Annotated in this window: 22 protein-coding genes and 1 riboswitch; of the genes, 13 read left to right on the forward strand and 9 right to left on the reverse strand. The window is 71.7% G+C overall.

The features are described 5' to 3' along the window. Positions 1-29: 29 nt before the first annotated feature. Positions 30-608, reverse strand: a complete 579-nt coding sequence (locus OG462_RS33675; protein ID WP_406063524.1) for a TetR/AcrR family transcriptional regulator — start codon at positions 606-608, stop codon at positions 30-32. A gap of 144 nt (positions 609-752) precedes the next feature. Between OG462_RS33675 and OG462_RS33680 the strand changes: the two genes are divergently transcribed. Both OG462_RS33680 and OG462_RS33685 read left to right on the forward strand, forming a co-directional pair. Beyond that, positions 753-1,301 (forward strand): carboxymuconolactone decarboxylase family protein, encoded by a 549-nt coding sequence (locus tag OG462_RS33680; RefSeq protein WP_406063526.1) that lies wholly within the window; start codon positions 753-755, stop codon positions 1,299-1,301. A gap of 149 nt (positions 1,302-1,450) precedes the next feature. Next, entirely contained in the window at positions 1,451-2,464 is a 1,014-nt protein-coding gene (locus OG462_RS33685; protein WP_406063528.1) for a LysR family transcriptional regulator, read from the forward strand. A gap of 117 nt (positions 2,465-2,581) precedes the next feature. On the opposite strand, the gene OG462_RS33690 is transcribed toward OG462_RS33685, so the two are convergent. Continuing rightward, the gene (locus tag OG462_RS33690) at positions 2,582-3,673 is read right to left on the reverse strand and encodes an Lrp/AsnC family transcriptional regulator (RefSeq protein WP_406063529.1); all 1,092 of its coding nucleotides are present in this window, start codon (positions 3,671-3,673) and stop codon (positions 2,582-2,584) included. A 63-nt stretch (positions 3,674-3,736) separates the two neighbouring features. On the opposite strand from OG462_RS33690, the gene OG462_RS33695 reads away from it, so the two are divergent. Further along, complete coding sequence (locus OG462_RS33695) at positions 3,737-5,029, forward strand: MFS transporter (RefSeq protein ID WP_406063531.1); 1,293 nt, start codon at positions 3,737-3,739, stop codon at positions 5,027-5,029. Beyond that, on the forward strand, positions 5,026-6,330 hold the full coding sequence (locus OG462_RS33700) for an amidohydrolase (protein ID WP_406063533.1): 1,305 nt from the start codon (positions 5,026-5,028) through the stop codon (positions 6,328-6,330). Before OG462_RS33695 ends, OG462_RS33700 begins: the two co-directional genes overlap by 4 nt. Positions 6,331-6,358: 28 nt before the next feature. Here OG462_RS33700 and OG462_RS33705 read toward each other — a convergent pair whose 3' ends face one another. Next, the gene (locus OG462_RS33705) at positions 6,359-7,867 is read right to left on the reverse strand and encodes a right-handed parallel beta-helix repeat-containing protein (protein ID WP_406063535.1); all 1,509 of its coding nucleotides are present in this window, start codon (positions 7,865-7,867) and stop codon (positions 6,359-6,361) included. Positions 7,868-8,327: 460 nt separating this feature from the next. Between OG462_RS33705 and OG462_RS33710 the strand changes: the two genes are divergently transcribed. From OG462_RS33710 to OG462_RS33735, 6 genes are all read left to right on the forward strand, one after another. Further along, positions 8,328-8,534: a cold-shock protein gene (locus tag OG462_RS33710; protein WP_406063537.1), complete on the forward strand. Its 207-nt coding sequence runs from the start codon at positions 8,328-8,330 to the stop codon at positions 8,532-8,534. 118 nt (positions 8,535-8,652) lie between these two features. Beyond that, positions 8,653-8,778, forward strand: a riboswitch (cobalamin riboswitch). Between the two features lie 86 nt (positions 8,779-8,864). Continuing rightward, positions 8,865-9,920, forward strand: coding sequence for an ABC transporter substrate-binding protein (locus OG462_RS33715; RefSeq protein WP_406063539.1), 1,056 nt, complete (start codon positions 8,865-8,867; stop codon positions 9,918-9,920). Further along, entirely contained in the window at positions 9,917-10,972 is a 1,056-nt protein-coding gene (locus tag OG462_RS33720; protein WP_406063541.1) for a FecCD family ABC transporter permease, read from the forward strand. Before OG462_RS33715 ends, OG462_RS33720 begins: the two co-directional genes overlap by 4 nt. After that, the gene (locus OG462_RS33725; RefSeq protein WP_406063543.1) at positions 10,969-11,799 is read left to right on the forward strand and encodes an ABC transporter ATP-binding protein; all 831 of its coding nucleotides are present in this window, start codon (positions 10,969-10,971) and stop codon (positions 11,797-11,799) included. Before OG462_RS33720 ends, OG462_RS33725 begins: the two co-directional genes overlap by 4 nt. A 32-nt stretch (positions 11,800-11,831) precedes the next feature. Further along, complete coding sequence (locus OG462_RS33730; protein WP_406063545.1) at positions 11,832-12,197, forward strand: ArsR/SmtB family transcription factor; 366 nt, start codon at positions 11,832-11,834, stop codon at positions 12,195-12,197. A 102-nt stretch (positions 12,198-12,299) separates the two neighbouring features. Further along, positions 12,300-13,655 carry an MFS transporter gene (locus OG462_RS33735; protein ID WP_406066823.1) on the forward strand — a complete coding sequence of 452 codons (1,356 nt, stop codon included), beginning with the start codon at positions 12,300-12,302 and terminating at the stop codon, positions 13,653-13,655. Here the strand turns inward: OG462_RS33735 and OG462_RS33740 are convergent. Next, a complete protein-coding gene (locus OG462_RS33740) occupies positions 13,604-14,329 on the reverse strand; it encodes a TetR/AcrR family transcriptional regulator C-terminal domain-containing protein (RefSeq protein WP_406063546.1) in 726 nt (241 codons plus the stop codon). The two genes, OG462_RS33735 and OG462_RS33740, sit on opposite strands and share 52 nt — an antisense overlap. A 165-nt stretch (positions 14,330-14,494) precedes the next feature. Between OG462_RS33740 and OG462_RS33745 the strand changes: the two genes are divergently transcribed. Beyond that, the gene (locus OG462_RS33745; protein ID WP_406063548.1) at positions 14,495-16,000 is read left to right on the forward strand and encodes an MFS transporter; all 1,506 of its coding nucleotides are present in this window, start codon (positions 14,495-14,497) and stop codon (positions 15,998-16,000) included. Between the two features lie 116 nt (positions 16,001-16,116). Here the strand turns inward: OG462_RS33745 and OG462_RS33750 are convergent, their stop codons facing one another. The 4 genes from OG462_RS33750 to OG462_RS33765 all read right to left on the reverse strand — a co-directional run bounded on the left by OG462_RS33750 (position 16,117) and on the right by OG462_RS33765 (position 20,931). Continuing rightward, on the reverse strand, positions 16,117-17,397 hold the full coding sequence (locus OG462_RS33750) for a radical SAM protein (protein WP_406066824.1): 1,281 nt from the start codon (positions 17,395-17,397) through the stop codon (positions 16,117-16,119). A 148-nt stretch (positions 17,398-17,545) separates the two neighbouring features. Beyond that, positions 17,546-18,886 carry an ABC transporter substrate-binding protein gene (locus OG462_RS33755; protein ID WP_406063550.1) on the reverse strand — a complete coding sequence of 447 codons (1,341 nt, stop codon included), beginning with the start codon at positions 18,884-18,886 and terminating at the stop codon, positions 17,546-17,548. Between the two features lie 118 nt (positions 18,887-19,004). Next, positions 19,005-19,901: a carbohydrate ABC transporter permease gene (locus OG462_RS33760; protein ID WP_406066825.1), complete on the reverse strand. Its 897-nt coding sequence runs from the start codon at positions 19,899-19,901 to the stop codon at positions 19,005-19,007. A 103-nt stretch (positions 19,902-20,004) separates the two neighbouring features. After that, complete coding sequence (locus OG462_RS33765; RefSeq protein ID WP_406063551.1) at positions 20,005-20,931, reverse strand: carbohydrate ABC transporter permease; 927 nt, start codon at positions 20,929-20,931, stop codon at positions 20,005-20,007. Between the two features lie 318 nt (positions 20,932-21,249). Here OG462_RS33765 and OG462_RS33770 point away from each other — a divergent pair, with 318 nt between their 5' ends. After that, on the forward strand, positions 21,250-22,248 hold the full coding sequence (locus OG462_RS33770) for a LacI family DNA-binding transcriptional regulator (RefSeq protein WP_406066826.1): 999 nt from the start codon (positions 21,250-21,252) through the stop codon (positions 22,246-22,248). Positions 22,249-22,485: 237 nt separating this feature from the next. Here the strand turns inward: OG462_RS33770 and OG462_RS33775 are convergent, their stop codons facing one another. Further along, positions 22,486-23,481, reverse strand: a complete 996-nt coding sequence (locus OG462_RS33775) for a LacI family DNA-binding transcriptional regulator (protein ID WP_406063553.1) — start codon at positions 23,479-23,481, stop codon at positions 22,486-22,488. A gap of 481 nt (positions 23,482-23,962) precedes the next feature. On the opposite strand from OG462_RS33775, the gene OG462_RS33780 reads away from it, so the two are divergent. Then, positions 23,963-25,402, forward strand: coding sequence for an RICIN domain-containing protein (locus OG462_RS33780; protein ID WP_406063555.1), 1,440 nt, complete (start codon positions 23,963-23,965; stop codon positions 25,400-25,402). Positions 25,403-25,457: the final 55 nt, after the last annotated feature.

The raw sequence follows: 25,457 nt of genomic DNA on the forward strand, positions 1-25,457 counted from the left end.
GCGCCGCACGCCGCCGCGCCCCCGGATCGTCAGGCGCTCACCGGCTCCCGCTCGGCCGTCCGCAGCAGGATCTCCGCGACGCCCCTCGCCCGTACCGCCGCCTCCGGCGTGCCCTCGCGGAGGGCCGTCACGATGGCTCCGTCGCCGAGCAGGGCGAGTTGGCGGGCCAGGGCCTCGTGGTCGCGGTAGCCGCCCTCGGTGAGCAGGCGGTCCAGGACGGCGATGACCTTCTCCTTGTGCTCGGCCGCCACATGGTGGGCCGGGCTGTCCGGGTCGGCCGTCTCGACCATCGTGTTGATGAAGGCGCAGCCGCGGAACGAGGCCGCGGCGAAGCGTTCCGCGAGGCCGTCGAAGAGCGCCAGCGGCAGCTCCTCGGGGGAGCGCTCGCTGACCGCGATCCGGCCGTCGAGCCAGGCGCGCCACATGCCGTCGCGGCGCCGCAGTACCTCGACGACGACATCGTCCTTGCTGGGGAAATGGCGGTAGAAGGAGGCGCGGCCCACTCCGGACTCGGACAGGATCCGCTCGATGCCGACGGCCCGGATCCCCTCTTCGTAGAACAGACGCTCCGCCGCGCTGAGGAGCCGTTCTTTCGCGTTCGTGGCCATACCAGACGGTACCACTCGGTGCCGTATCGGCGATCCCGAGGGGAAAAGGGGAGTGGTTGCCTCCCGTTGCGCCAGATGGAACCGATCGGTACCGTCTCGATGGTACCGATCAGTTCCATCTTGGTCCGGCTCAAGGAGAGCACCATGCCCCGCCTGCCCCAACTGACCGTAGAGACCGCCAACGAGGAGCAGCGCGAGCTGCTCGAAGGCACCCTCAAGCAGCTCGGCAAGCTGCCCAACCTGTACGCCGCCCTGGCCAACGGCCCCGCCGCGCTCCGCGGTTACCTCGCCATGCGCGAGGCCCTCGTCGGCGGCAGCTTCAGCGCCCGGCAGCGTGAGCAGCTCGCGCTCTACATCGCGCAGCACAACGACTGCACCTACTGCGTCTCCGCGCACACCCTGCGCGGCGGCAAGGTCGGCCTGAGCGATCGGGAACTGCTCGACACCCGCCACGGCACCGACGCCGGCGACCCGCACATGGACCAGGTGCTCCGCTTCGCCGGCGCCGTCATGGCCACCGGCGGCCGTGTCACCGACGAGTCCCTCGCCGACGCCCGCGCCGCCGGAGTGACCGACGCCGAGATCGCGGAGATCGTCGGGCACGTCGCGCTCAACGTGCTGTCGAACTTCTTCAATCACGTTGCGCAGCCGGACTTGGACTTTCCGTTGGTCCCGGCCCAGCTCGCCGAGTAGAGTCTTCGCGGCCGAGCAGGGGTGCCGGGCGCGAAGGGGCGTCCGGCACCCCTGCGGCTTGTGACAACCGACTGGGGCGATCGAAGCGGGTGGACGACCAACCACCTGATGCGAGGAACTGCCGCCTGCGCGGCAGGGGGGAATTTCACGTGGACATCGACGCAAGAACCCTTCGGACCTTCCGCGAGGTGACGTTGACCGGGTCGTTCACCCAGGCGGCGCGTCGCCTCGGGTACTCGCAGTCCAGCGTCACGGCACAGATGCGTGCCCTGGAGAGGCAGGTGGGCGAGCCCGTCTTCGAGCGGCTCCCCAGCGGCGTCCGGCTCACCCACGCCGGCACCGTCCTGCGTGACTACGCCCGCCAGATCCTCACCCTCGTCGGTGAGATGGAGACCGCCCTGCGCCGGCCCGCGGCCAACCCGCCACGGCTGACCGTGGGCATCGTCCCCGCCCTGGCGTACGGACAGCAGCTCGCCCGGGTCACCCACATCGGGCGGCGGCTCCTCTCCGGCGTCCAACTCGCCCTGCGTGTCATGGGAACCGCCGAGGTCCACGACGCCTTCCGGTCCGGATCGATCGACGGCGCCCTCGTCCTCACCGTCGTCGACGCCGAGGACCCGGCCGTCCAGCTGGCGGACCAGCTGCACACCGAGCGCTCCGACGAACTGACCGAAGTACGCCTCCAGGAAGTCGAGTTCGTCCCCGTCACCAGCGTCGGTCACCGACGCGGCAGCCTCGGTCGCCAGGTCGTCATCGCCGACCCCGACTGTCCCTCCCAGCGCTGGCTCCCCGAATTCCTCCGACTGCGCTGCGACAGCCCGCCCGAGATCCACGAACTCGGCTCCATGGCGGGCGTCCGCGCCGCCACCCAGTCCGGCCTCGGCTGCGCCATGCTCCCCATGGCCCTCGCCGCCTCCCACCAGGAGGCCGGGGGACTGCGCCCGCTCCCCGGCGTGCCCCGGATGCGCTGGAACGCCTCCCTCGTCCACGGCCGGCCCGACACCCGGCCCGCCCTCGACTGGCAGAACCTGACGGAGACCCTCCGCCAGGCCACCGCCCTCTCCTGCGCGGTCCACCCCGGCGAGCCCGGCCCCGCGAGCGCGGTCGACGTCCTCGGAGGCGAGACCCCCGCCCTCGACCCGGACCCGAGCATCGCGTCGTAACGCTCCACTCCACAGACCGGTGCCACGGCGCACCGTCGTCTCCCCCCGGCCCCACCCCCGACCGGGTCCTTACGGGAGCGACGGCGCGTCGTGGCACCTCCTTCCTCTCCCGGCTCCTCAGTGCTCGGGCAGCCCCAGCGGGACCCGGCCCGTGGCCCGACCGTGCTCGTCGAGGAGCCAGCTCATGCGCTTGGGAGAGTGCAGGGCCACCGTCCGGTCCCGTACCTCCAGGGCCGGGAAACGCTCCGCGAGCAAAGCCTCGAACGGGTCCACCGCGCCCAGACCGTGCAGCCAGACCAGGACGAGCAGGTTGTACGGGCCGCTCACCGACACACACATCCGCACCTGCTCCAGCCGGGCGAGGGCGTTCCCCGTCTGCTCCAGGAGGGCGTGCGGCACCGACGTCCGGTAGACCACCATCGTGGACAGCCCCGCCATCGGGTGCGCCAGGTCGCAGCGCAGGGTGATGTCCCCGTCGCGGATCATGCGTTGCAGCCGGCGCCGCGCCGTGTGCTCGCTCATGCCCGTGAGCGCGCCGAGCTCCCCGTACCCGAGCCGCCCGTCGGCGCCGAGTGCGCTGAGCAGCGCCTGGTCCTGCGGCGACGGCCGCTCGTGGAGATGGGTGCTGTAGGTGCGTGGCCGGGCGGTCGGCGCCCCGCCCAGGCCGGCGCGCTCGGCGGGGTTCATCGCCCGCATCCGCCAGTCGCGCCCCTCTCCGTACAGCGTGATGCCCAGCCGCGTCCGGGTCGAGCGGACCCCGCGCAGCCCGCCGATTCCCCGGTGCACCGCGCGTCCCAGGGACGGCAGGTCCGGGGCGGCGACGGAGAGGAACAGGTCGAAGTCCCCGGCCGTCTCGTCGACGCTGAACACCCAGGGCAGTGCCCTGACCGCTGCACTCACCCGGTCGAAGGCGCGCGGCCGGCACCGCACCTCCACATAGGCGACCGTGGCCGTCTTCGCGGCGTCGTACGCGGTGACCCAGGCGAGCCCCTCGGCGCGCAGTCGTTCGAAGCGACGGGCGGCCGTCGTCGCGTTCACGCCGAGCGCCTGCCCGATCCTGGTCCACGGCGCCCGAGGGGCCGCCTGCAACGCGTCGATCAGCGCCAGATCCAGCTCGGAGAAGCCCGAGAGAGCATCCTCCGTGCCGGAATCCGGTCCATTGGTGCTCTCGCTGATGCTTTCCGGCAATTCAGAAGGACTCTCGCTCACGGATCGGATCGTAGGGGCACTTCCGGCCGACCACCAGATTCGGCCACCGGCGAGAGGAGTACCGTGCCTGCTCCGACCCTTCCGGCGCCCCCGGCGGCGCCGTCCGCGCACCGCAGAACCGTCCGCGTCACGGTCGTCCTGCTCTTCGCGGCCTGGCTGGTCGACTACGCCGACCGGCTCGTGATCAACCTCGTCCTGCCCTCCCTCGGCGCGGAGTTCGACCTCGACCGCACCCGGCAGGGCCTCGTCGTCTCCGCCTTCTTCCTCGCCTACGCCCTCTGCCAGATCCCCGGCGGCCTGCTCGCCGACCGGTTCGGCGGCCGGCGGGTGACCCTCTGGGCGCTGCTGACCTGGTCGGTCTTCACCGCCCTCACCGGCTTCGCCTGGTCCTTCGCCGTGCTGCTCGCCCTGCGCTTCGCCTTCGGCGCGGCCGAAGGGATCTTCCCGCCCGCCGCCACGAAGGTCCTGGTCGAGCGCACCCGGCCCGAGGAGCGCATGAGCGCCAACGGCACGGTCATGAGCTCCAACGCCCTCGCCGCCGTCATCACCCCGCTGGCCGTCGCCCCGCTCGTCGCCGTCTTCGGCTGGCGCTCGGCCTTCTGGTCGACCGCCGCCCTCGGCATCCTCGCCCTCGTCGCCGTACGCCTCTGGCTCCCGGCCCCGCTGCCCCGTACGGAAGGCGCGGAGGACGCCGGTACCGAGGCCGCCGGCCCCGCCCTCCGTGCGGTCCTGCGCAAGGGCGTCCTGTGGCGCTTCGCCCTGATGATGTTCGGCTACAGCACCATCGTCTGGGGCCTCAACACCTGGGTCCCCTCGTACCTCAGTGAGGAGCACGGCGTCTCCCTCACCTCCGCCGGAGCCCTCATCGCCATCCCCGCGCTCGGCGCCGCGCTCGCCACCGTCCTCGGCGGCCGGCTCGCCGACCGGCTCGGCGGCCACCACCGCAAGATCATCGTCCCCGGCATGGCCGTCTCCGCCGTCGCCCTGCTCCTCATGGCGAACGCGCCGTCCGTCACCGGCTTCGTCGTCTTCGGCACCGTCGCCGTCTTCGCCGCCTCCCTCGCGTACATGCCGATCTTCGCCGTCCCCCTCGCCGGTCTCTCCCCGGCGTACGTGGGCGTGGGCAGCGCCGTCGTCATCCTCGGCGGCCAGGTCGCCGGCATGGTCGCCCCGCCCGTCATGGGCACCCTCGCCGACGCCTTCTCCTTCCAGGTCGCCTTCGGCTTCCTCGTCCTCGGCGCGCTGATCGCCGCCGTCATGGCCTGCCTCACCCCACAGGACGCGGCCGCCTTCCGCGCCGCCGCCGACGAACCGTCGACGTCCCCGGCCCTCACCACCGCAAAGGACCCCGCATGACCGTCGAGACCGCCGCCACGCCCCTCGCCCCGCTCCTCTCCGGTCTCGACGCGCGGCTGCCCGGGCTGCTCGCCCTCTACGAGGATCTGCACGCCCACCCCGAGCTCTCGTTCCAGGAGTTCCGCACCGCCGGTGTCGTCGCCGGGCAGCTGCGGGCCCAGGGCTGGGAGGTCACCGAGGGCGTCGGACGGACCGGAGTCGTCGGCGTCCTCGCCAACGGCCCCGGCCCCGTCGTCCTGCTCCGCGCCGACATGGACGCCCTCCCCGTCAAGGAGGAGACCGGACTCCCGTACGCCTCCACCGCCACCGGCACCGACCCCGACGGCAACGAAGTGCCCGTCATGCACGCCTGCGGGCACGACATGCACGTCACCTGTCTGCTCGGCGCCACCGCCCAGCTCGCCGCCCACCGGGAGGCCTGGCACGGCACCGTCGTCGCCGTCTTCCAGCCCGCCGAGGAGGTCGGCGGGGCGCCCGCCATGATCGAGGACGGCTTCCTCGACCGCTTCCCGCGCGCCGAGGTCTGCCTCGGCCAGCACGTGGCCCCCGCCCCGGTCGGCTTCGTCGGGACCCGGCCGGGACCGGTGATGGCGGCCTCCGACAGCTTCCGGGTGACCCTCTTCGGCCGGGGCGGACACGGCTCCTCCCCGGAGACGGCCGTCGACCCCGTGGTGCTCGCGGCGGCGGTCGTGATGCGGCTGCAGACGGTGGTCTCCCGGGAGATCGGACCCGCCCAGACCGGCGTCGTCACCGTCGGCTCGCTGCACGCCGGGACGAAGGAGAACATCATCCCGGACTCCGCCGAACTGTGGATCAACGTCCGCTCGACGACCCCGGCCGTACGCGACCGGATCCTGGCCGCCGTCACGCGCATCGTCCGGGCCGAGGCCGTCGCCTCGGGCGCCCCCAAGGAGCCCGAGTTCACCCCGCTCAACTCCTTCCCGGTCACCGTCAACGACGCGGCGGCGACCGCCTTCGTGCAGGAATCCCTCACGGAAGTCCTCGGTGAGGGCCGGGTCTTCACGCTCACTCAGATCATCACCGGCAGCGAGGACTTCGGCACCTTCGGGACCGCGCTCGGCGTCCCGTCCGTCTTCTGGCACTTCGGCGGTGCCGACCCCGCCCTCTACGCGGGCATCGACCCCGCCTCGCTCCTGGAGGACGGCCTCCCCGACACCGTCCCCGCCAACCACTCGCCGCACTTCGCCCCCGTACCCGGGCCGACGATCCCGCTCGGCGTGACCGCCCTGCTCGCGGCCGCCGCCCCGTGGCTGACGAGGACGACCACCCCCGGCGCCTGACAGCGACCCGCCCCGGGACGCGAGCGGGCTACAAGCCGGGGCCGTTGTACGCGCCGCGATGCGGCTTGGAGGTCGCGGACACCGGGTTCGCCCAGTAGTCGCGGCCTCCGTTGCCGCTGATCACTGAGCCGTTGTTCAGCGCCGGCGACGTGGCGCGGAGCTTGTACCCGTCGGCGGAGTCGAGCGAGTTGCCGCCCGTGCCGGGGTTCACGAACCGCGGGTCGGCCACGATGCCGTTGGCGGTCGGCCTCGGCACGCCCTGGAAGACGTTCCAGAGCCAGGAGATCCCCGCGCCCGTGGGCAGCCGGGAGTCGCTGGTGCCCACCCAGATGTTGTTCTCGACGACGCTCTCGTCGGGGAGGGTGATGCTGAACTTCTTGTCCGTGCAGTAGAAGACGTTGTTGTACAGGTGCAGCGCGGACCGGCCCGCGCTGACGCTGCTCATCCGGCAGTCGTTCTCGGAGATGTTGTAGCGGATGACCTGCTGGGCGCCGCCGATGGTGCCGCACCCGTCGCAGTCGAGGAAGAAGCCGCCGATGTTGTCGCGGCTGAAGTTGTACTGGATCAGACAGGTGCCGGTGTTGCCCCAGTCGCAGTCGAAGGCCTGGCTGTCGGCCACGGACATCCTGGTGATCCCGTACACGGCGTTCTTCTGGATGGTCGGGTTGTGGTCGCCGAGCACCCAGATGCCGGCGAAGTTGCCGCCGGAGAAGGGATAGACGCCGTTGCCGATGCCGGAGGCGTTGTTGTACTGGATCATGGGCGCGTCGGCGTAGCTGGCGATGATGCCGTCGCCCCCGACGTCCTTGATGACGTTGTGCTCGATCAGGACCCCGGAGCCCTTCACGGCCATGGCGCCGACCCGGATCTTGAGGCCGCCCCCGCCCGTGTTGCTGATCTGGTTGTCGTGAACGTAGACGTCGTTCAGGGTCGAGCCGGTGCCGCTCGCGCCCGTGACGATGCCGGCGGACTGGACGAAGTCCTCCGTGGTCGGGCTGTTCTTGCTCGTCTGGCCGGCGACGCGGTCGACGACCAGGTGGCCGATGTCGAAGCCGCGGTGCGCCGTTCCGTCGTTCGCGGAGATCCGCAGCCCCGTGCGGCGGGCGAGGGAGGCGGCGGGATTGGTCAGCTTGAGGTTGCCGATCCGCCAGTGGTCCTGGTTGGTCAGGGAGACGGTGTCCGGGGCGCCGGCACCGTCGATCACGGGCAGCGCGCCGGCGCCGTAACTCGTGAGCGTGATGGGGGCGTTGGCGGTGCCGCTGCCCTTGGGGGCGAGGGAACCGACGCAGGTGGTGCCGGACGCGAGGGCGAGGGTGTCACCGGCGGCGTACGTCCGTGCGTTGGCCTGGGCGATGCTGTTCAACGGCGAGGCCTGGCTGCCGTCGCCGGCGTCCGGGCGGGAGCAGTCCACGTACGTGGTGCTCCCGGCGGCCGAGGCGGGCGCGGTGGTGAGGGTGACGCTGCCGGCGAGGGCGAGCGCGACGGCGATGAGCCCACCGACCGTCGCACGCCGCCCGGGGAATGCCTCCATGGTCATGTGCGACACCTTTCTCGAGGTCTGGTGCCGCCAGAAGCTAGGTGTGGCCGATGAGCGAGTCAATGTAAAAGTGTCGAATGATCGAATATCGATCAGAGTGGGGTTGATTGGTCGACCCATGGGTCAGATGGTCGACTCGCGGACTCGCGGACTCGCGGACTCGCGGTCGAGGTGATCGTGCGGCTGGCTCACGGTCAGCGGCACGGCCTGACGGAAGACAGGCAGAGGCCCGGTGTCGGACACGGGGGATCTCCGACACCAGGCCTCTGTTGAATATTGTACGAGACTCCGGGGAGTGGTACGTACACACGGCCTGCACACCGCAGCGCCCTGGTCGCCCGCGCGACGCGCCACGGGCGAACGGCGGGCGCACGGGGTAGAAGTCGTCTGAGACGCGGATGCGGCCGAGCGGGCCCTCGCCCCCCTCGGCCGCGTCGCCGGTGACGACGAGGAGGCCGCCGTGGAAGGCAGAAGCAAAGGGTTCGTGCATTCCTTCAACCGCACCGGCGGCTACGGATTCGTCGTCCCCGTGGGCTCCGAGGAGCAGGTCTGGTTCAGCGCCGAGGACATCGAGGGGGAGGGCCGCACGCTCTCCGAGGGGCAGCAGGTCTCCTTCGTCCTGGTCCTGGGGGACGGCCGCTTCGAGGCCAAGGAGCTGCGCATCTGAGACGGGACCGGCGCCGGTTCGCCACCGGCGGCGCCCCCGGGCCGCCGAGCGGGCCGGTGGTACTGTGCCGAGGCCAGTCGCACCTTTGTACGCACCTGAACGGGTACGTGCACGGGTCAGGGAATCCGGTGCGAAACCGGAACTGACGCGCAGCGGTGAGGGCGACGGGCGGAGCATCGGCCACTGGGCGGCACGACGGGCCCGGGAAGGCGCTCCGTCCGGCTGACCCCGAGTCCGAAGACCTGCTGGCGGCCCCGGCGGCACGCTGTCGTACGGGGAGCACCGTACGACAGGCTCCGCGTATGAGCCGTGGCCGCAGAGGAAGTTCCCGTGCCGCTCGCACACCCCGCCCGCTCCGCCGCGCTGTTCCTGGCCGCCGGCACACTGATCCTCACCGCGACCGGGTGCGGGGGCGGGACCGCCGCCCCGTCCGCGAAGAGCACCGGGGGTACGACCTCGGGCCACCCCGTGACACTCGACGACAACTGCGGACAGCGGGTCACCGTCGACCGGCCACCGCAGCGGGCCGTCGCCCTCGACCAGGGTGCGGCGGAGATCATGCTCGCCCTCGGCCTCGCCGACCGCATGGTGGGCACCGCGACCTGGACGGACCCGGTGCTCAAGGGCCTGGAGAAGGAGAACGCGAAGGTCCCGCGCCTCGCCGACCGCTACCCCTCCTTCGAGAAGGTCCTCGACGCCGAACCCGACTTCGCGGCGGCCTCCTTCGCGTACACCCTCGGCAAGGGCGGGGTGGCGCCCCGTGAGCGCTTCGAGAAGCTCGGCGTCCCCACCTACCTCTCGCCCACCGACTGCGTCGGCAAGGACAACAGCGGCGACGGCGACGGGGTCCGTACCCGGCCGCTGACCATGGAGACGGTGTACGGCGAAATCCGCGACCTGGCCCGGGTGTTCGCCGTTCCGGAGCGTGGCGAGAAGCTCGTCGCCTCGCTCAGGACACGGGTGGCCAAGGCCACTTCCACGGGCGACTTCACGGACGTCACGGTCCTCTACTGGTTCGCCAACGCGGAATCGCCCTACATGGCGGGCTGTTGCGGCGCCCCCGGCATCGTCACCCGCACCCTCGGCATGAAGAACGTCTTCGACGACACGCGCGCGGAGTGGCCCCAGATCAACTGGGAGACCGTCGCCGACCGCGACCCCGACGTCCTCGTGATCGGCGACCTGACCCGCCGCTCGCAGTCGGCCGAGAGCGCCGCCAAGAAGATCGAGTTCCTGGAGTCCGACCCGGTCACCCGGAACATGACGGCGGTACGGAAGAAGCGGTACGTGCTGCTCAGCGGCCAGGCGATGAACCCGACCCTGCGGACGGTCGAGGGCGTCGAGAAGGTGGCGGCCGCGCTCCGCTCGTACGGTCTCGCGAAGTGACCGCGACCTCGCCCGCCCGGTCCGCGCTCGTCGTACGCGGAGGGGGCGCCGCGCTGCTGTGGACGGTGGCGGGGCTCGCGGTCCTGGCGGCCTCCGTCGCCGTGGCGATCACCATCGGCCCGGCCGACATCGGTGTCGGCGACGTCTGGTCCGTGGTCGCCGCCCACCTCGGCGGGGGAGTCTCGGAGGTCTCGCCGATCCGGGACGGCATCGTGTGGGACCTGCGGCTGCCCCGTACCCTCCTCGCCGCCGTCTGCGGCGCCGGGCTCGCGGTCTGCGGGGCGGTGATGCAGTCGCTGCTGCGCAACCCGCTCGCCGACCCCTTCGTCCTCGGCGTCTCCTCCGGCGCCTCGACCGGCGCGGTCGCCGTCGTCGTCCTGGGTGTCGGCGGGGGAGTCCTCTCCGTCACCGGAGGGGCGTTCCTGGGGGCGGTGTGCTCCTTCGGTCTCGTGCTGCTCCTGAGCCACACCCTGGGTGGCTCGACGGACCGCGTGGTCCTCTCGGGCGTCGCCGCGATGCAGCTCTTCTCGGCCCTCACCTCGTTCGTCGTGATGACGGCGGCCGACGCCGAGACCACGCGCGGCGTGCTGTTCTGGCTGCTCGGCTCGCTCGGCGGGGCCGGCTGGAGCGATGTGGCGGTGTGCTTCGCGGTCCTCGCGGCGGCGCTGCTGGTCTGCGGCGGGCACGCGAGGACGCTGGACGCGTTCGCGTTCGGCGAGGAGGCCGCGGCGTCGCTCGGCGTCGCCGTCGCCAGGACCCGGCTGATCCTGCTGTGCGTCACCGCGCTCCTGACGGCGGCTCTGGTCTCCGCGGCGGGAGCGATCGGCTTCGTCGGCCTCGTCCTGCCGCACGCCGCACGGGCGCTCGCCGGCCCGGGGCACGCGAAGCTGCTGCCGGTCACGGCCGTGACGGGGGCGGTGTTCCTCGTGTGGGCGGACACGCTGGCGCGCACGGTCCTCGACCCCCAGGAGGTGCCGGTGGGCGTGGTGACCTCGCTGATCGGCGTACCGGCCTTCGTGCTGGTCCTGTACCGCACGAGGAGCACGCGATGACAACGAGCCCCGCCACGCGCGCGTGTACCGGCCCTCACGCCTCCGCCGGGCTCCGCGCCGACCGCGTCTCGCGTATCGCCGGTGGCAGCCTCGTCCTCGACGGGGTCACCCTCACCCTCACGCCCGGAACCGTCACCGGCCTCCTCGGGCCCAACGGTTCGGGGAAGTCCACGCTCCTGCGGCTCCTCGCGGGTGTCCTCGCACCGGACTCCGGGGTCGTCACCCTCGACGGCGACCCGCTCGGGACGCTCGGACGCCGGACCGTCGCCCGGCGCCTCGCCACCGTCGAGCAACAGGCCGACACCCAGACCGACCTGACCGTCGCCGACGTCGTACGCCTCGGCCGCGTCCCGCACCGCCGTGCCTGGACGCCGCCCTCGACGGCCGACGAGACCGCCGTACGCTCCGCCCTCGCACGCACCGGCCTCACCGACCGGGCCCGGCAGCCCTGGCGCACCCTCTCCGGCGGCGAACGCCAGCGCGTCCAGATCGCCCGCGCCCTCGCCCAGGAGCCGCGCGAGCTGCTCCTCGACGAACCCACCAACCACCTCGACATCCAGCACCAGCTGGACCTCCTGGCCCTCGTCGCCGAGCTGCGGCTCACCGCCGTCGTCGCCCTCCACGACCTGAACCTGGCGGCGATGCACTGCGACCGGCTCGTGGTCCTGGCGAACGGCCGCGTCGTCGCCTCCGGCACCCCGGACGAGGTCCTCACCGAGAAGCTGATCGCCGACGTCTACCGCGTCCGCGCCGCCGTGACCCGCCCGGACCCCGGCGGACCTCCCCACATCCGCTTCCTGGGCACGGTCCCGGGCCCGGCCGGCTGAGGGCCGCCCGCCCGCCTGCCTACGATGGGCCCATGTCTGAGCGCGAAGATCCCGCGGCCGCGGCCGCGTCCCGCCCGCACGAGCGGACGCCGGGAGCGCTCGAACTCTCGGCGGCGGCGGAGGTGTTCGGCCTGCTCTCCGACCCCACCCGGCTGCACCTGGTCTGGCTGCTCACCCGGGGCGAGGCCGATGTGACCGCCCTGACGGAGGCCTGCGGGGCGGCGCGCCCCGCCGTCAGTCAGCACCTGGCCAAGCTGCGCCTCGCCGGGCTCGTCCAGTCCCGGAAGGACGGACGCCGGGTCGTGTACGCCATGCCGGACGGGCACCTGAAGCGTCTGGTGGTCGAGGCGATCAGCCGTGCCGACCACGAGGTGAGCGGGGAGCCCTGGCACGACTGAGAGGTCCCCTGCAGGCCCCCTGAAGTCAACATGTGCGCAACCATGCACATGTCGGCTACCGTGGAGACGTCCGCAGTCCGCCGTGGCCGACCGGGGCGTCTCATGCTGTCCGTGCTGCGCAACCCCACGTACCGCCGCCTGTTCGGCGCGCAGGTCGTCGCCCTCACCGGCACCGGCCTGGCGACCGTGGCCCTGAGTCTCCTCGCGTACGACCTGGCGGGCACGAACGCCGCCGCCGTGCTCGGCACCGCCCTCGCGATCAAGATGGCCGCGTACGTCGTGATCGCCCCGCTCGTCGGGGCCCTCGCCGACCGCGTACCCCGGCGGGCGCTGCTCGTCTCCATGGACCTGGCGCGGGCGACGGTCGTGCTCGCCCTGCCGTTCGTCAACCGGATCTGGCAGGTGTACGTACTGATCCTGCTGCTCCAGGCCGCCTCGGCCGCCTTCACGCCGGCCTTCCAGGCGACGATCCCGCAGGTGCTGCCCGGCGAACGCGACTACACCGAGGCCCTGTCGCTCGCCCGGCTCGCGTACGACCTGGAGAGCCTGGCGAGCCCGGTCCTCGCCGCCGCGCTGCTGACCGTCGTCCCGTACGGCTGGCTCTTCACCGGCACCGCCGTGGGGTTCCTCGCCTCCGCCCTCCTGGTGCGCACGACGGCCCTCCCGGACGCGGACCCGGAGCCCTCCGGCGCCGGAGACCCCTGCCCGCGGACGTACGCCAAGGCGGTCTCCGGGATCCGGCTCGTGTTCGCCTCCCCGCGCCTGCGGGCCCTCCTCGCCCTCGACCTGGCCGTCGCGGCGGCCGGTGCCGTGGTCCTGGTCGACACCGTGATCCTCGTCCGTGACACCCTCGGCCGTCCCGCCGGCGACGTACCGCTCGCCCTCGGCGCGTACGGCGCGGGCTCGATGGTGGTGGCCCTGCTGCTGCCGCGCGTCCTGGCACGGGGCGGCGACCGCGCGGTCATGGTCCGGGCCGCCTTCGTCCTGCCCGGGGCCCTGGCGCTCCTGGCCCTCGGCCTCACCGTCGCGCCCGGAGCCTGGTCATGGCCCGCCCTGCTCACGGTCTGGCTGGTCACCGGCGCCGCGGGCTCGGCGGTGCTCACCCCCGGCGGCAGGGTGGTGCGCCGCTCCGTCCGGAGCGCCGACCTGCCCGCCGCCTTCGCGGCCCGGTTCTCCCTCTCGCACGCCTGCTGGCTGCTCACCTACCCGCTCGCCGGCTGGCTCGCCGCGACGGCGGGCCCGGCCACCTCGGCGGCCGTCCTCACCACCGTGGCGCTGGTGGGGGCCGCGGGCGCGGCGAGGCTGTGGCCGGGGGCGGACTCGCCGTCGCCCCGGCCGACGCCCGCCCGCGCCTCCGCGTCCGGCCCGGCCCGCGCCTCCGCGTCCGGCCCGGCCCCCGCCTCCGTTCAGCGCGGCAGTCGCATCTCCAGGCCGTCCAGAACCACCTCAAGGCCGTAGAAGAACTTCTCGTCCCGGATGGCGACCGGGTCGATCGTCGCGTGCACGGCGGCGTCCGCGTACGCCTCGGTGAGGTGGTCGTGCCCGGCCGCCGCCTGCTGCGCGGCCGGCATCAGGCCGGCGATGAGGTCCGCCTCCGTGCTCCCCGAGCGTGCGACCGTGATGAGCCAGGCCGCCTCCGTCGTGCTCATGCCGATGACGTACGACAGGACGGTGTCGATCGCGCGGCTCGGCTCCGGGAAGCCGGCGGCCGTGAACAGTCCGGCGAGCCGCTCCGAGTACGACATCAGGTTGGGTCCCAGGTAGGCGAGGCCCGCCTGTCCGAGGACGGACGAGAGCCACGGGTGACGCAGGGCCGTCGCCCGGAACGAGACCGCCGCCTCGGTGGCGGCGGCGCGCCAGGGGCTGCCCGGCGGCGGGACGGTGAACTCGGCCGCGACCTCGTCCACGGCGAGCTCCATCAGCTCGTCCTTGGTCGCGACATGGCGGTAGAGGGAGGTCGCGCCCGCGTTCAGGCGGGCGCCGAGCTTGCGCATGCTGAGCGCCTCGATGCCGTCGGCGTCGAGCATGACGATCGCCTCGCGGACGATCGACGCGCGGCTGAGCGCGGGCTGATCGGGGGTGGGCTGCTGCCGTGCCCACACGGACGGGACGGGGTTCGCCTTGCCGGCCATGGTCCTCCTTCGGTGCCGCTTCCTTGGGTACTGCGTACGGCGTTCGCATCCAGCGTACAGCGATCGGGGGTTGCGAACACTGTGCGCAGCTGCGTACAGTGTTCGCATCGAAGGAAACGAGCGCCGACGGAAGCCGAGCGCTTCCGAAGCCGAGGGGGAAGTCCCATGGAAACCCAGACCCGCAACCCACGCCGCTGGTGGATCCTGGTCGTGCTGTGCCTCAGCACGCTGGTCCTTGTGGTCGACAGCATGGCGCTGACCGTCGCGGTCCCGTCCATGACCGAGGACATCGGTGCGAGCGCCCAGGACATCCAGTGGATCCTGGACTCCTACATCCTGGTCTTCGCGGGACTCCTGCTCACCTCGGGAAGCCTCGGTGACCGCTTCGGCCGCCGGAAGATCATGATCATCGGTCTGCTGCTCTTCGGCGCGGCCTCCCTGGCCGCGACGGTCTGCACCACCCCCGGCGAGGTCATCGCCGCACGGGTCACCATGGGTGTCGGCGGCGCGCTGATCATGCCCTCGACGCTCTCCATCCTCATCACCGTCTTCGACGAGGACGAGCGCCCCCGGGCGATGGCGGCCTGGGGCTCGGTCTCGATGCTCGGCCTGGTCGGCAGCCCGGTCCTCGGCGGCTTCCTGATCGACCACTTCTCCTGGCAGTCGATCTTCTTCATCAACGTGCCGGTCGTCGTCCTCGCCGTCCTCGCCGCCCTCACCCTGATGCCCGAGTCGAAGGGCCCGTGGCAGAAGCCCGACCCGCTCGGCGCGATCCTCTCCGCGGTCGGCATGACCGCGATGATCTGGTGGATCATCGAGATCCCGCAGCACGGTGCCTTCGACGGCCGCGGGCTCATCACCCTGGCGGTCGCGGTCGTCACCCTCGGCGGATTCGTGATCTGGGAGAACGTCACCCCCGAGCCGATGGTGCCGCTGGTCCTCTTCAAGCACCGCAACTTCAGCGGCGGTTCGCTCTCGCTGACCCTCGTGCAGATCGGCAACGGCGGCCTGCTCCTCGTCCTCACCCAGTACCTGCAGTTCGTCCTCGGCTACTCGCCGGTCAAGGCGGGCCTCGCCTTCGTCCCGCTCGCCGTCGCCGCCCTCATCGGCAACGGCGCCGGTGCCGGCCTCGCCGCGAAGATCGGCAACCGCGTCCTCATCCTGGCCGGCATGCTGACCATGGCCGGCTCCTTCGCCCTGCTGACCACGGTCGACGCCCACTCAGGCTTCACCGTCCCGGCCGTGGCCCTCGGCCTCCTCGGCCTCGGTGCCGGCCTCGCGATGCCGGCCGCCGTCGGCGCCCTGATGAGCACCATCCCCGCGGAGAAGGCGGGCGTCGGCTCCGCCCTGAACGACACCATCCAGCAGGCCGGCACCGCGCTCGGCATCGCGATCCTCGGCTCGCTCCTCACCAGCACCTTCTCCTCCGCGATGCCGGCCGACGCCCCCGAGCAGGCCAAGCAGTCGATCGGCGGCGCGCTGGCCGTCGCCCAGGGCGACGCCGGTCTGATCAACGCCGCCAAGGAGGCCTTCGCCTCCTCGATGTCCACCACCTTCACCATCAGCGCCATCGGTGTCCTCGCGGCGGCGGTCCTCGCCACCCTGGTGATGCGTGACAGCAAGCCGGCCCCCACGGCCGACGCGAAGGACGAGGCCGAACTCGCCGCCTGACGCCCCCGAGCCGGACCCCGAGCCAGACCCCGAGCCAGACCCGAGCCAGACCCCACCTTCGCGAAAGAGCCGGTACCCCTGAGGGGCACCGGCTCTTTCGCGTCACCGCTCCGTCGTCACTCGCCCGGAGCCGGCGGGAGCGCGTCCATGAACGAGCTGACCGAGAACACCGCGCGGCCGGGGCCGGCGGGCCCGTACCCGGGCGGGGGCGTCAGACCGTTCTCCTGGAGCGTCTCCGTGTACGCCTCAAGGAGACCGAGGTGGTACTCCAGCGGAGCGCCGTCCGGGTTCTCGCGCCCCAGCGGGGTCGTCGGCTCCGGGCACCAGGTGGTGAAACGGGGCGTGATCCCGCGCGACATGAAGAACCGCAGGCCCTCCCGGGTGGAGGCGATCGCCTCGTCCACGGTCAGGAAGCCGGCGGGACGGGCCATCTCGACGCCCGCGACGAAGTTCGGGATGACATTGCGCGGCCCGAAGACCTCGGCGGAGTCCAGGATCCGGCGGTGCCACTCGTCCCGGCCGATGTAGCGCTCCTTGCCGGGGCAGTACAGCTCGAACAGTCGACGGTCCCACACCTCGTAGTTCGGGTGGTAGATCCGGATGCCGTAGTCGTGGAACCGCTGCACGTCCTCCTTCGGCAGCGCCTGCGCGACGACCTTGCCGATCCAGCGGCCGGGGAAACGCTCCTCGATCGCGCGCGCGTACTGCCCGTAGAAGTCGGCCTCGTCCTTCCCGCCGACCTGGGACGTGACCGCCCCACCCGTGAGGGTGTACGCGGTCGAGGTACGGGCGGTGTCGTGGCGGTCGATGATCTCCAGGGCCTCCAGGACCTCGTCGACCGGCTTCACCCCGGTGTACGGGCGGCCCGCCGCCTTGTGCTGGCGCCAGTTGTGGTTGATGTCGCAGTACTGGCACTCCTCCTTGGCGCCGAAGTACTGGCAGACCCGGAAGACCGTGAGGTAGATCAGGTAACCCCACTGGATGGTCGGCGCGACCTCCATCACGGACTTGCCGTTCGACAGCGGGTGCCGGTAGTACTCCGGCATCGGCGGCAGACCGACATCGGCGATCTTGACGCCGTCGAGGAACAGCGCGAGCGCCCCGTCGCCGTCCGGCGCCACCCGGTAGGGGGACGACGGGTTGACCCGGACCGAGACCACCGTGCGGCGCAGCCCGTACGGGCCGCCCGTGAGCACGATCTCCTCCGGCGGGCGGTTCAGCGCCGCCTCCCCGAGCTCCGGCAGCGTGCGGTGGTCGAAGGAGAAGATGAAGTACGACTTCGGCTTCACGTCACCCCCCTCGTTCCCGGACAGCGCGGACGGGTCGAAGGCGAGCCCGCCGCGCAGCAGGTCCTCCTTGAACACGGCCTCCGGAGGGACTCCGGGGAAGCGGTCCATGAGGGATTCGACGACGGCGGTACGGGTCGGGGCGGCGCTGGACACAGGCGGATCTCCAGGTGAGAGACGACGGAGCCGACGCACTCACGCTACGCGCGCGTGCGTCGGACACGTCGACCGGGACCCGCCCGGCGGCCGGGAGACCTGGTTACTTGTTGACGGTGAAGCCCTGGTCGTTGCCGTACGTCACGCCGGCCTCCTGCCACTTCTTCAGACCCTCGGTGAGAGTGGTCGGGGAGACGTACGCCTTGCCCACGGTGTCGTTGAAGACCGAGTTCGCGTACACCTGGTACGGCAGGTAGGACCAGTCGGCGCCCACGTTGCGGGCGGACTCGGCGAATATCCGGTTGGCCTGCTGGCCGCCGAAGTACGGGAACGCGGTGTCGAGGAACGCCTTCGACTCCAGGTCCGCGCGGGTCGCGGGGAAGGCGCCCGCGGCGACGCGGGCGCTCGCGCCGGCTCCGGTGGTCGCGAACTCCGTGAACGCGTAGGCGAGTTCCTTGTTCTTGGCGGCCTTCGGCACGGCGAGCGAACTGCCGCCGTTCTCCGCGCTCGTCCTGTCGCCCTTCGTCCACTGCGGCAGCGGAGCGACCCGCCAGTCGCCGGAGGCGGAGGCGACCCCGGAGGTCAGGTTGGCCGGCATCCAGGCGCCGATGGAGAGGGTGGCGAGGGAGCCGTCGGCCAGACCCTTGTACCAGGCGTCGCTCCACGAGCTGATCGGCGCGACCAGCTTCTCGTCGAGGAGCTTCTGCCAGGTCGCGGTGTACGTCCGGGTGCCCTTGTCGCCGAAGTCGATCGTGACGTTCGTGCCGTCGGTCTTGTAGGGGCGGCCGCCGGCCTGCCAGATGAGGCTGGTGGTGGCGCCGGCGTCACCGGTGTCGTTGGTGATGAAGATCTTGGGGTCGGCCTTGTGGAGGGCGCGGGCCGCGTCCACGTACTCGTCCCAGGTCGTCGGCACCTTGATGCCGTGCCTGTCGAAGACCTTCTTGTTGTAGAAGAACGCCATGGGGCCCGAGTCCATGGGCAGGGCGTAGATCGCCTTGTCCTGGGTGACCGCGTTCCACGGGCCGGGGGTGAAGGCCGTGCCGTACTTCTGGGCGCCGTAGGAGGAGAGGTCCTCGACGGACTTGCCGATGGCGAACTGACCGAGGGCGTAGTACTCGACCTGTGCCACGTCGGGGGCGCCGGAGCCGGCCGCCATCGCGTTCTGCAGGGCGGTGTACTGCTTGTCGCCGGTGCCCGCGTTGACCAGCTCGACGTCGACCTTGGGGTACTTCTTCTCGAAGTCCTCCGCCACCTTCTTGAGCGTGGGCTCCCAGGCCCACACGGTCACCTTTCCGCCCTTCTCGAGCGCGGCCTTGACGTCCTTCGGTGCGCCGCTGCCGGCGCCGCCGTCCGAGGCGTCGCCGCCGCAGGCCGTGGCGGTCAGCACGAGCGTGGAGACGACGGCGAGGGCGCCGAGGAGGCTGCGGGTGGAGTGCGTTCTCATGGGCTGTGCTCCTGGTCGAGGGTTCGGCGGGGAGGAGAGGGAAGCGAGAAGGGAGAAGAGGAGAGGGAGAGGAGAAGGGAGAGGAGAAGGAGAGAATCGGCAGAGGGAGGACGGGGCGCTATTCCTTGACGCCGCCCGCGGCCAGGCCGGACTGCCAGTACCGCTGGAGCAGCAGGAAGACGGCCACGATCGGCACGATCGTCAGCAGGGAGCCGGTGATGATGAGGTCGAACACGGCCTCGCCGCCCGCCGTCTGGGCCTGGGCGTTCCAGGCGTTGAGGCCGAGGGTCAGCGGGTACCAGTCGGGATCCTTGATCATGATCAGCGGCAGGAAGTAGTTGTTCCAGGTCGCGACCATCGAGAACAGGAGCACGGTCACGGTCCCCGGCATCAGCAGCGGCAGCGCGATCGTGAAGAAGGTGCGCAGCTCGCCGGAGCCGTCGATGCGCGCGGCCTCCAGGAGTTCGGTGGGGACGGACTCGGCGGCGAAGACCCACATCAGATAGAGCCCGAAGGGCGAGATCAGGGACGGGATGATCACCGCCCACGGGGTGTTCGTCAGGCCCATGTTGCTGAACATGAGGAAGGTGGGCACGGCGAGGGCGGTGCCGGGCACGGCCACTGCCCCGAGGACCACCGCGAACACCGCCCGGCGGCCGGGGAAGTCGTACGTGGCGAGGGCGTACCCGCCGAGGACGGCGAGGATCGTGGCGCCGCCCGCGCCGGCGACGACGTACAGCAGGGTGTTGAGCAGCCAGCGGACGAACACGCCGTCGTCGTACGTGAGGGTCCGGCCGATGTTGTCCCAGAAGTGGGAGTCGTCGGCGAACCAGAGGCCGAAGGAGTCGAGGAGCCCGTTCTGGTCCTTGGTCGCGTTGACGACCAGCCAGGCGAGCGGCAGCAGGGTGTAGACGAGGACCAGGCCGGTCACGAGTGTCAGCGGCACGCTGGGGCGGGGGTGGAGCGGGGTGTGCGGGGGGCGCTTGCGACGCTTCGCGGCGCGGGCGCCGGTCATTGCCGTACGGGCGCCGCTTCCCGTGCCGCTTTCCATGCCGCTTTCCGTGCCGCTTTCCGTGCCGGATCCGGAGACCGCGCTGGGGAGGGAGGTGGTCATCGGCTCAGCCCTTCCGCATGCCGCGCAGCTGGACCGTGTAGGCGATGATCGCGGTGAGGACACCCATCACGATCGCCACGGTCGCCGCGTAGTTGTGCTGCTGGCCCGAGAAGGACAGCGAGTAGGTGTAGACGTTGGGGGTGAAGTCGCTGGTGATCGCGTTGGGGGCGAGCTTCTGCAGGATGCTGGGCTCGTTGAAGAGCTGGAAGCTGCCGATGATCGAGAAGATGGTGGCGATGACGAGTGCGCTGCGGATCGCGGGCAGCTTGATCGAGGTGACGACCCGCCACTCGCCGGCGCCGTCGATCGCCGCGGCCTCGTAGAGCGAGCGGGGTACGACCTTGAGCGCCGCGTAGAAGATCAGCATGTTGTAGCCGACGAACTCCCAGGTCACGATGTTGCCGATGGAGGCGAGGACCAGGGAGGGGGAGAGCGGGTCCGGCAGGGCGATTCCGAACGCGTCGTTGACGTTTCCGACGAGGCCGAACTGCGTGCCGTACATGAAGCCCCAGATGAGACTGGCGACGACGGCGGGCACGGCGTAGGGGAGGAAGATCGAGACGCGGAAGAAGGCCTTGCCGTAGAGCCGGCCGCTGTCGATCGCGAGGGCCACGAGCAGGGCGATGCCCAGCATGACCGGCACCTGGACCACGAGGAAGAGACCGACCCGGGTCAGCCCCTCCCAGAAGCGGGGGTCGGTCAGCGCTTTGCCGTAGTTGTCGAGGCCGACGAAGGAGGTGCCGCCGATGAGCCGGTCCTGGAAGAGGCTCAGGTACAGCGCGTATCCGATCGGCGCGAGGAAGACGAGGCCGAAGACCGCGACGAACGGGCCGGCGAATCCCCAGCCCACGAGGGCCTCCTTGCGGAGGCGGAAGCGGGCTCGTGGGCGGGGCGGTGGTGCTGCCGTAGCGCGCGTCGACAGGAGCGTCATGGCTGGGGTCCTTGCGTCGGTGACCGAGCGGGTCCGGAGACAGGGAGAGGAGCGGAGCGAGGGGCGAAGACGGTGTGCGAGGGGCGCCGGGACGTGAGGGTCCGGCGGCCGGAAATCGGCCCCGCGTGGGCTGGCCGACGAGAAATGTTTACGTAATCATCGGTAGCGTGATGGTGACACTCCCACTGGGGGGCGTCAAGCGTGAAGCAGCGGTGAATGAGAGGGATTCGGGTGGCGGAGAAGAACACGGCCGAGGGGCCGACGACGGCCGGGAGCGACAGCCCGCGAGGGGCGAGAGGCAGGCCGCGCCGGGTCTCCATGGCGGACGTCGCCCAGCTCGCGGGGGTCTCCTCGCAGACCGTCTCCCGCGTCTCCAACGGTGACGCGGCCGTCGTCGAGAGCACCCGCGCGAAGGTCCTCGACGCCATGAAGGAGCTCGGCTACCGCCCCAACAGCGCGGCCCGCGCCCTCAAGCGCGGCGAGTTCCGTGCCATCGGCGTCATCACCATGGGCCTCTCCAGCACCGGCAACGTCCGCACCCTGGAGGCCATCGCCAGATCGGCCTCCCACGCGGGATACGCCGTCACCCTCATCCCGCTCGACGCGCCCACCCAGGACAACGTCAGAGGAGCCTTCACCCGGCTCGACGAACTGGCCGTCGACGCCGTCGTGCTCATCATGGAGGTCCACCTCCTCGACACCGCCGCGCTCACCCTGCCCCCGCACGTCAAGGTGGTCGTGGTGGACTCCGACGCCACCGGCCGCTTCCCGGTCGTGGACACGGACCAGCGACAGGGCGCCCGCACGGCGGTGCGGCACCTGCTCGACCTCGGGCACGCCACGGTGTGGCACGTCGCGGGCCCCGAGGAGTCCTTCGCCGCCGGCCGCCGCGCGCAGGCCTGGGAGGCCGCCCTGCGCGAGGAGGGACGGAAGGTGCCGCCCGTCCTGCGCGGGGACTGGACCCCCGAATCCGGCTACGAGGCGGGGCTGCGGCTCGCCGACGAGCCCGACTGCGGGGCGGTGTTCGTGGCCAACGACCAGATGGCCCTCGGCGTGCTCAGGGCCTTCCACGAGCGGGGCAGACGGGTGCCCGAGGACGTGAGCGTCGTCGGCTTCGACGACATCGCGGAGGCGGCATCTTTCATCCCGCCGCTGACGACCGTGCGCCAGGACTTCGCCCAGGTGGGGGAGTGGTGCGTCGACGCGGTGCTGCGGGAGCTGCGCGGGGAGACGGTGACGGGGGTACGACTCGTCCCGACGACCCTGATGGAACGGGCGAGCACGGGGGCGCCGGGGGCGGGCGGAGGGGTGAGGTAGGAGCCGGGTGCCGGGTGCCGGGCGTGAGCGGCGGTCGGCGTAGGGGCCGGGGCGGTGAGATGTGGGCGGGTCGCGCCCGGACGCCGGGGGCGAGTGAAGGGTCGGGTCAGGGGTCGAGCGAGGGTGCCGGGGCCATGAGGTGAGGGCGGACCGTGTGCCCGGGCGCCGGGGGAGAGTGAAGGGTCGGGTCGGGCAAGGGTGCCGGGGCCGTCAGGTGAGGGCGGGCCGTGTGCCGGGTCAGGCCGAGGTTCCCGGCGGTGGCGGGGCCGTACTCGAGCGGATCACCAGGACCGGTTCCACCGCCCTGCGGCGCGGGCCGTCCGTGTGGCCCTCGATCTGGTCGAGCAGCAACGAGACACAGTGGCGGCCGACCACCTCGAAGTCCTGGTGCACCGTCGTCAACGGCGGATGGAGATACGCGGCCTCGGCGATGTCGTCGAAGCCGGCCACGCTGATGTCCCCGGGCACGTCCCGCCCCGACTCGCGCAGGGCTCGCAGCATCCCGAGCGCCATCTGGTCGTTGGCGGCGAAGACGGCGGTCACCTCCCGGCGGCGCCCGAGGCCGAGGCCGGCCCGGTAGCCGGACTCCGCCGTCCAGTCCCCGTACAGCACCGGGGGTACGGGCGCGCCCGCGGCGGTCAGGGTCCGCTCCCAGGACTCGGCGCGCCGCCGCGCCGCGAACGAGTCGCGGGGGCCCGACAGATGCCAGACCGTCCGGTGCCCGAGGCCGAGGAGATGGCTCACCACGCTGTGCGCGCCGTGGGCCTGGTCGAAGTCGACGTTGGGGTAGCGGTGGCCGGTGTCGCCGTCGGCGACGACCACCGGCATCGACGGTGGCAGATGGAGGGACGGGGTGTCGAGCATCTGCGACTCGACGAGCACGATGCCGTCGACGGACTGCAGCATCAGATGCTGGAACGCACGACGGACGGCGGCCTCCGTCTGGGCCCGGACGCCCATGAAGTTGACGGAGAAGTCGGCCTCGCGGGCGGCGTCGGCGATGGCGGCGAGGGTACGGGCGTTGCCGTGCGCGCCGACGTCGAAGCTGACCACGCCCAGGGCACCGAACCTGCCCGTGACCAGGGCGCGGGCCGCCGTGTTGGGGCGGTAGCCGAGCACCTGCATGGCGGAGAGCACCTTCTCGCGGGTGTTCGCGTCGACGTTCTCCCGGTTGTTCGCCACACGGGACACGGTCTGCGAGGAGACGCCCGCCATCGTGGCGACGTCCGCCATGGACGGCCACTGCCGGGCGGGCCGCGACCGCGGAGACTTCGTTTTCCTGTCCGTCACCACGCACGCGACCTTCCGCAGGGAACTGGGGGGCCGACCGCGCGCGCGGGCAACCGTACTGCGTGCATGTTGACGCAAACATGAGGGGCGGTCAAACCCTCGACGGATGTTGTCCGACTCCTTGACAGTCCGATTCGCCCCTCCCAGACTCTCCCCCGAACCGCTCGTGTTAACGCGAACATGGAAGGGTGGCACCTCCGTGACACACGGCGGACATCCAGGCCGCGGCGTGCGCGACCCCGCTCCGGCCGGCTCCCCGCGCCAGCTCCGGCCGACTTCCCGCACCCCGCTCCGGCCGACTTCCCGCACCTCGCTCCGGCCGACTCCCCTCACCCGCTCCGGCCGACTTCCCGCACCCCGGTGCGTCCGGCCGCCCCGCACCGCCCTCCCCTTCCCCTTCCCCCCAGCCGCGAGGTACGCGATCATGCGACGCACCCCCTCGGGGACGTTCACGGTGCTCACCGCACTCTGTGCCGTCCTCCTCACCCTTCTCGGCCCGCTGGGCACGGCCCACGCCGCCACCGCCACCGTCACCAACGCCACCCAGTTCACCGACCCGGCGGGCAACCCCGTCCACGCCCACGGCGGCGGAGTCGTCAAGGCCGGCTCGTACTACTACTGGTTCGGCGAGAACCGGAACGCCGACAACACCTTCCGTCACGTCTCCGCCTACCGCTCCACCGACCTGAAGACCTGGGAGTTCCGCCACCACGTCCTCACCCAGGGCACCGACCCCGAGCTGCAGTCGGCCAACATCGAGCGCCCCAAGGTCATGTACAACGCGGCCACCGGGCAGTTCGTGATGTGGATGCACAAGGAGAACGCCACCGACTACGGCGAGGCGCGCGCCGCGGTCGCCGTCTCCTCCACCGTCGACGGCGACTACACCTGGCTCGGCAGCTTCCGTCCGCTCGGCCACATGTCCCGTGACATCACGACCTTCGTCGACACCGACGGCGCGGGCTACATGATCTCCGCCGCCAACGAGAACGCCGACCTCCACGTCTACCGGCTGACCGCCGACTACACCGGCATCGCCTCCCAGGTCCAGAAGCTCTGGCCCGGCCAGTGGCGCGAGGCACCCGCCCTCTTCAAGCGCGACGGCGTCTACTTCCTGCTCACCTCCGGCGCCACCGGCTGGTCCCCCAACCAGCAGAAGTACGGCACCGCGACCAGCGTCACCGGTACCTGGAGCGGTCTGAACGACATCGGCGACGGCACCACGTACGGCTCCCAGACCGCGTACGTCCTGCCCGTCCAGGGCACCGCCGGCACCTCGTACCTCTACCTCGGCGACCGCTGGGGCGACTCCATCGGAGGCAACGTCAACGACTCGCAGTACGTCTGGCTGCCGCTCCGCTTCCCCACCGGGACGACCATGGCCATGGACTACTTCCCGCAGATCACCGTCGACGCGGCCGCCGGCACGGTGAAGGGCCTCGGCAGCTGGGAGACCCTCACCGCCGCGCACAGCGGCAAGTGCGCCGACGTCGCCGACCGGTCCACCGCCGACGGCGGTGCCCTGATCCAGTGGAGCTGCGGCGGCAACAGCGTCAACCAGCAGTTCTGGCTCCGGAGCGTCGGCAGCGGCCACGTGCAGATCGTCGCCCGCTTCAGCGGCAAGTGCCTCACCGTGAGCGGCGGTTCGACCGCCGACGGCGCCGCGGTCGCGCAGTACACCTGCGACGGCAGGGCGGGGCAGCGGTGGAGCGTGACCGGCGCGAACACGGCCGTCCGGCTGGCCGCCGTCCACAGCGGCAAGTGCCTCGACGTCACCAACACGTCCACGGCCGACGGGACCGCGCTGGTCCAGTGGACCTGCAACAGCGGCACCAACCAGCGGTGGAGCCGTACGGCGGTCTGAGCACCGTCGCACGGACACGCCCGTCCATGTCCTCGCACACCTCAGGGAGTGAACA

It is taken from the genome of Streptomyces sp. NBC_01077, assembly GCF_045162855.1.
GTDB lineage: Bacteria > Actinomycetota > Actinomycetes > Streptomycetales > Streptomycetaceae > Streptomyces.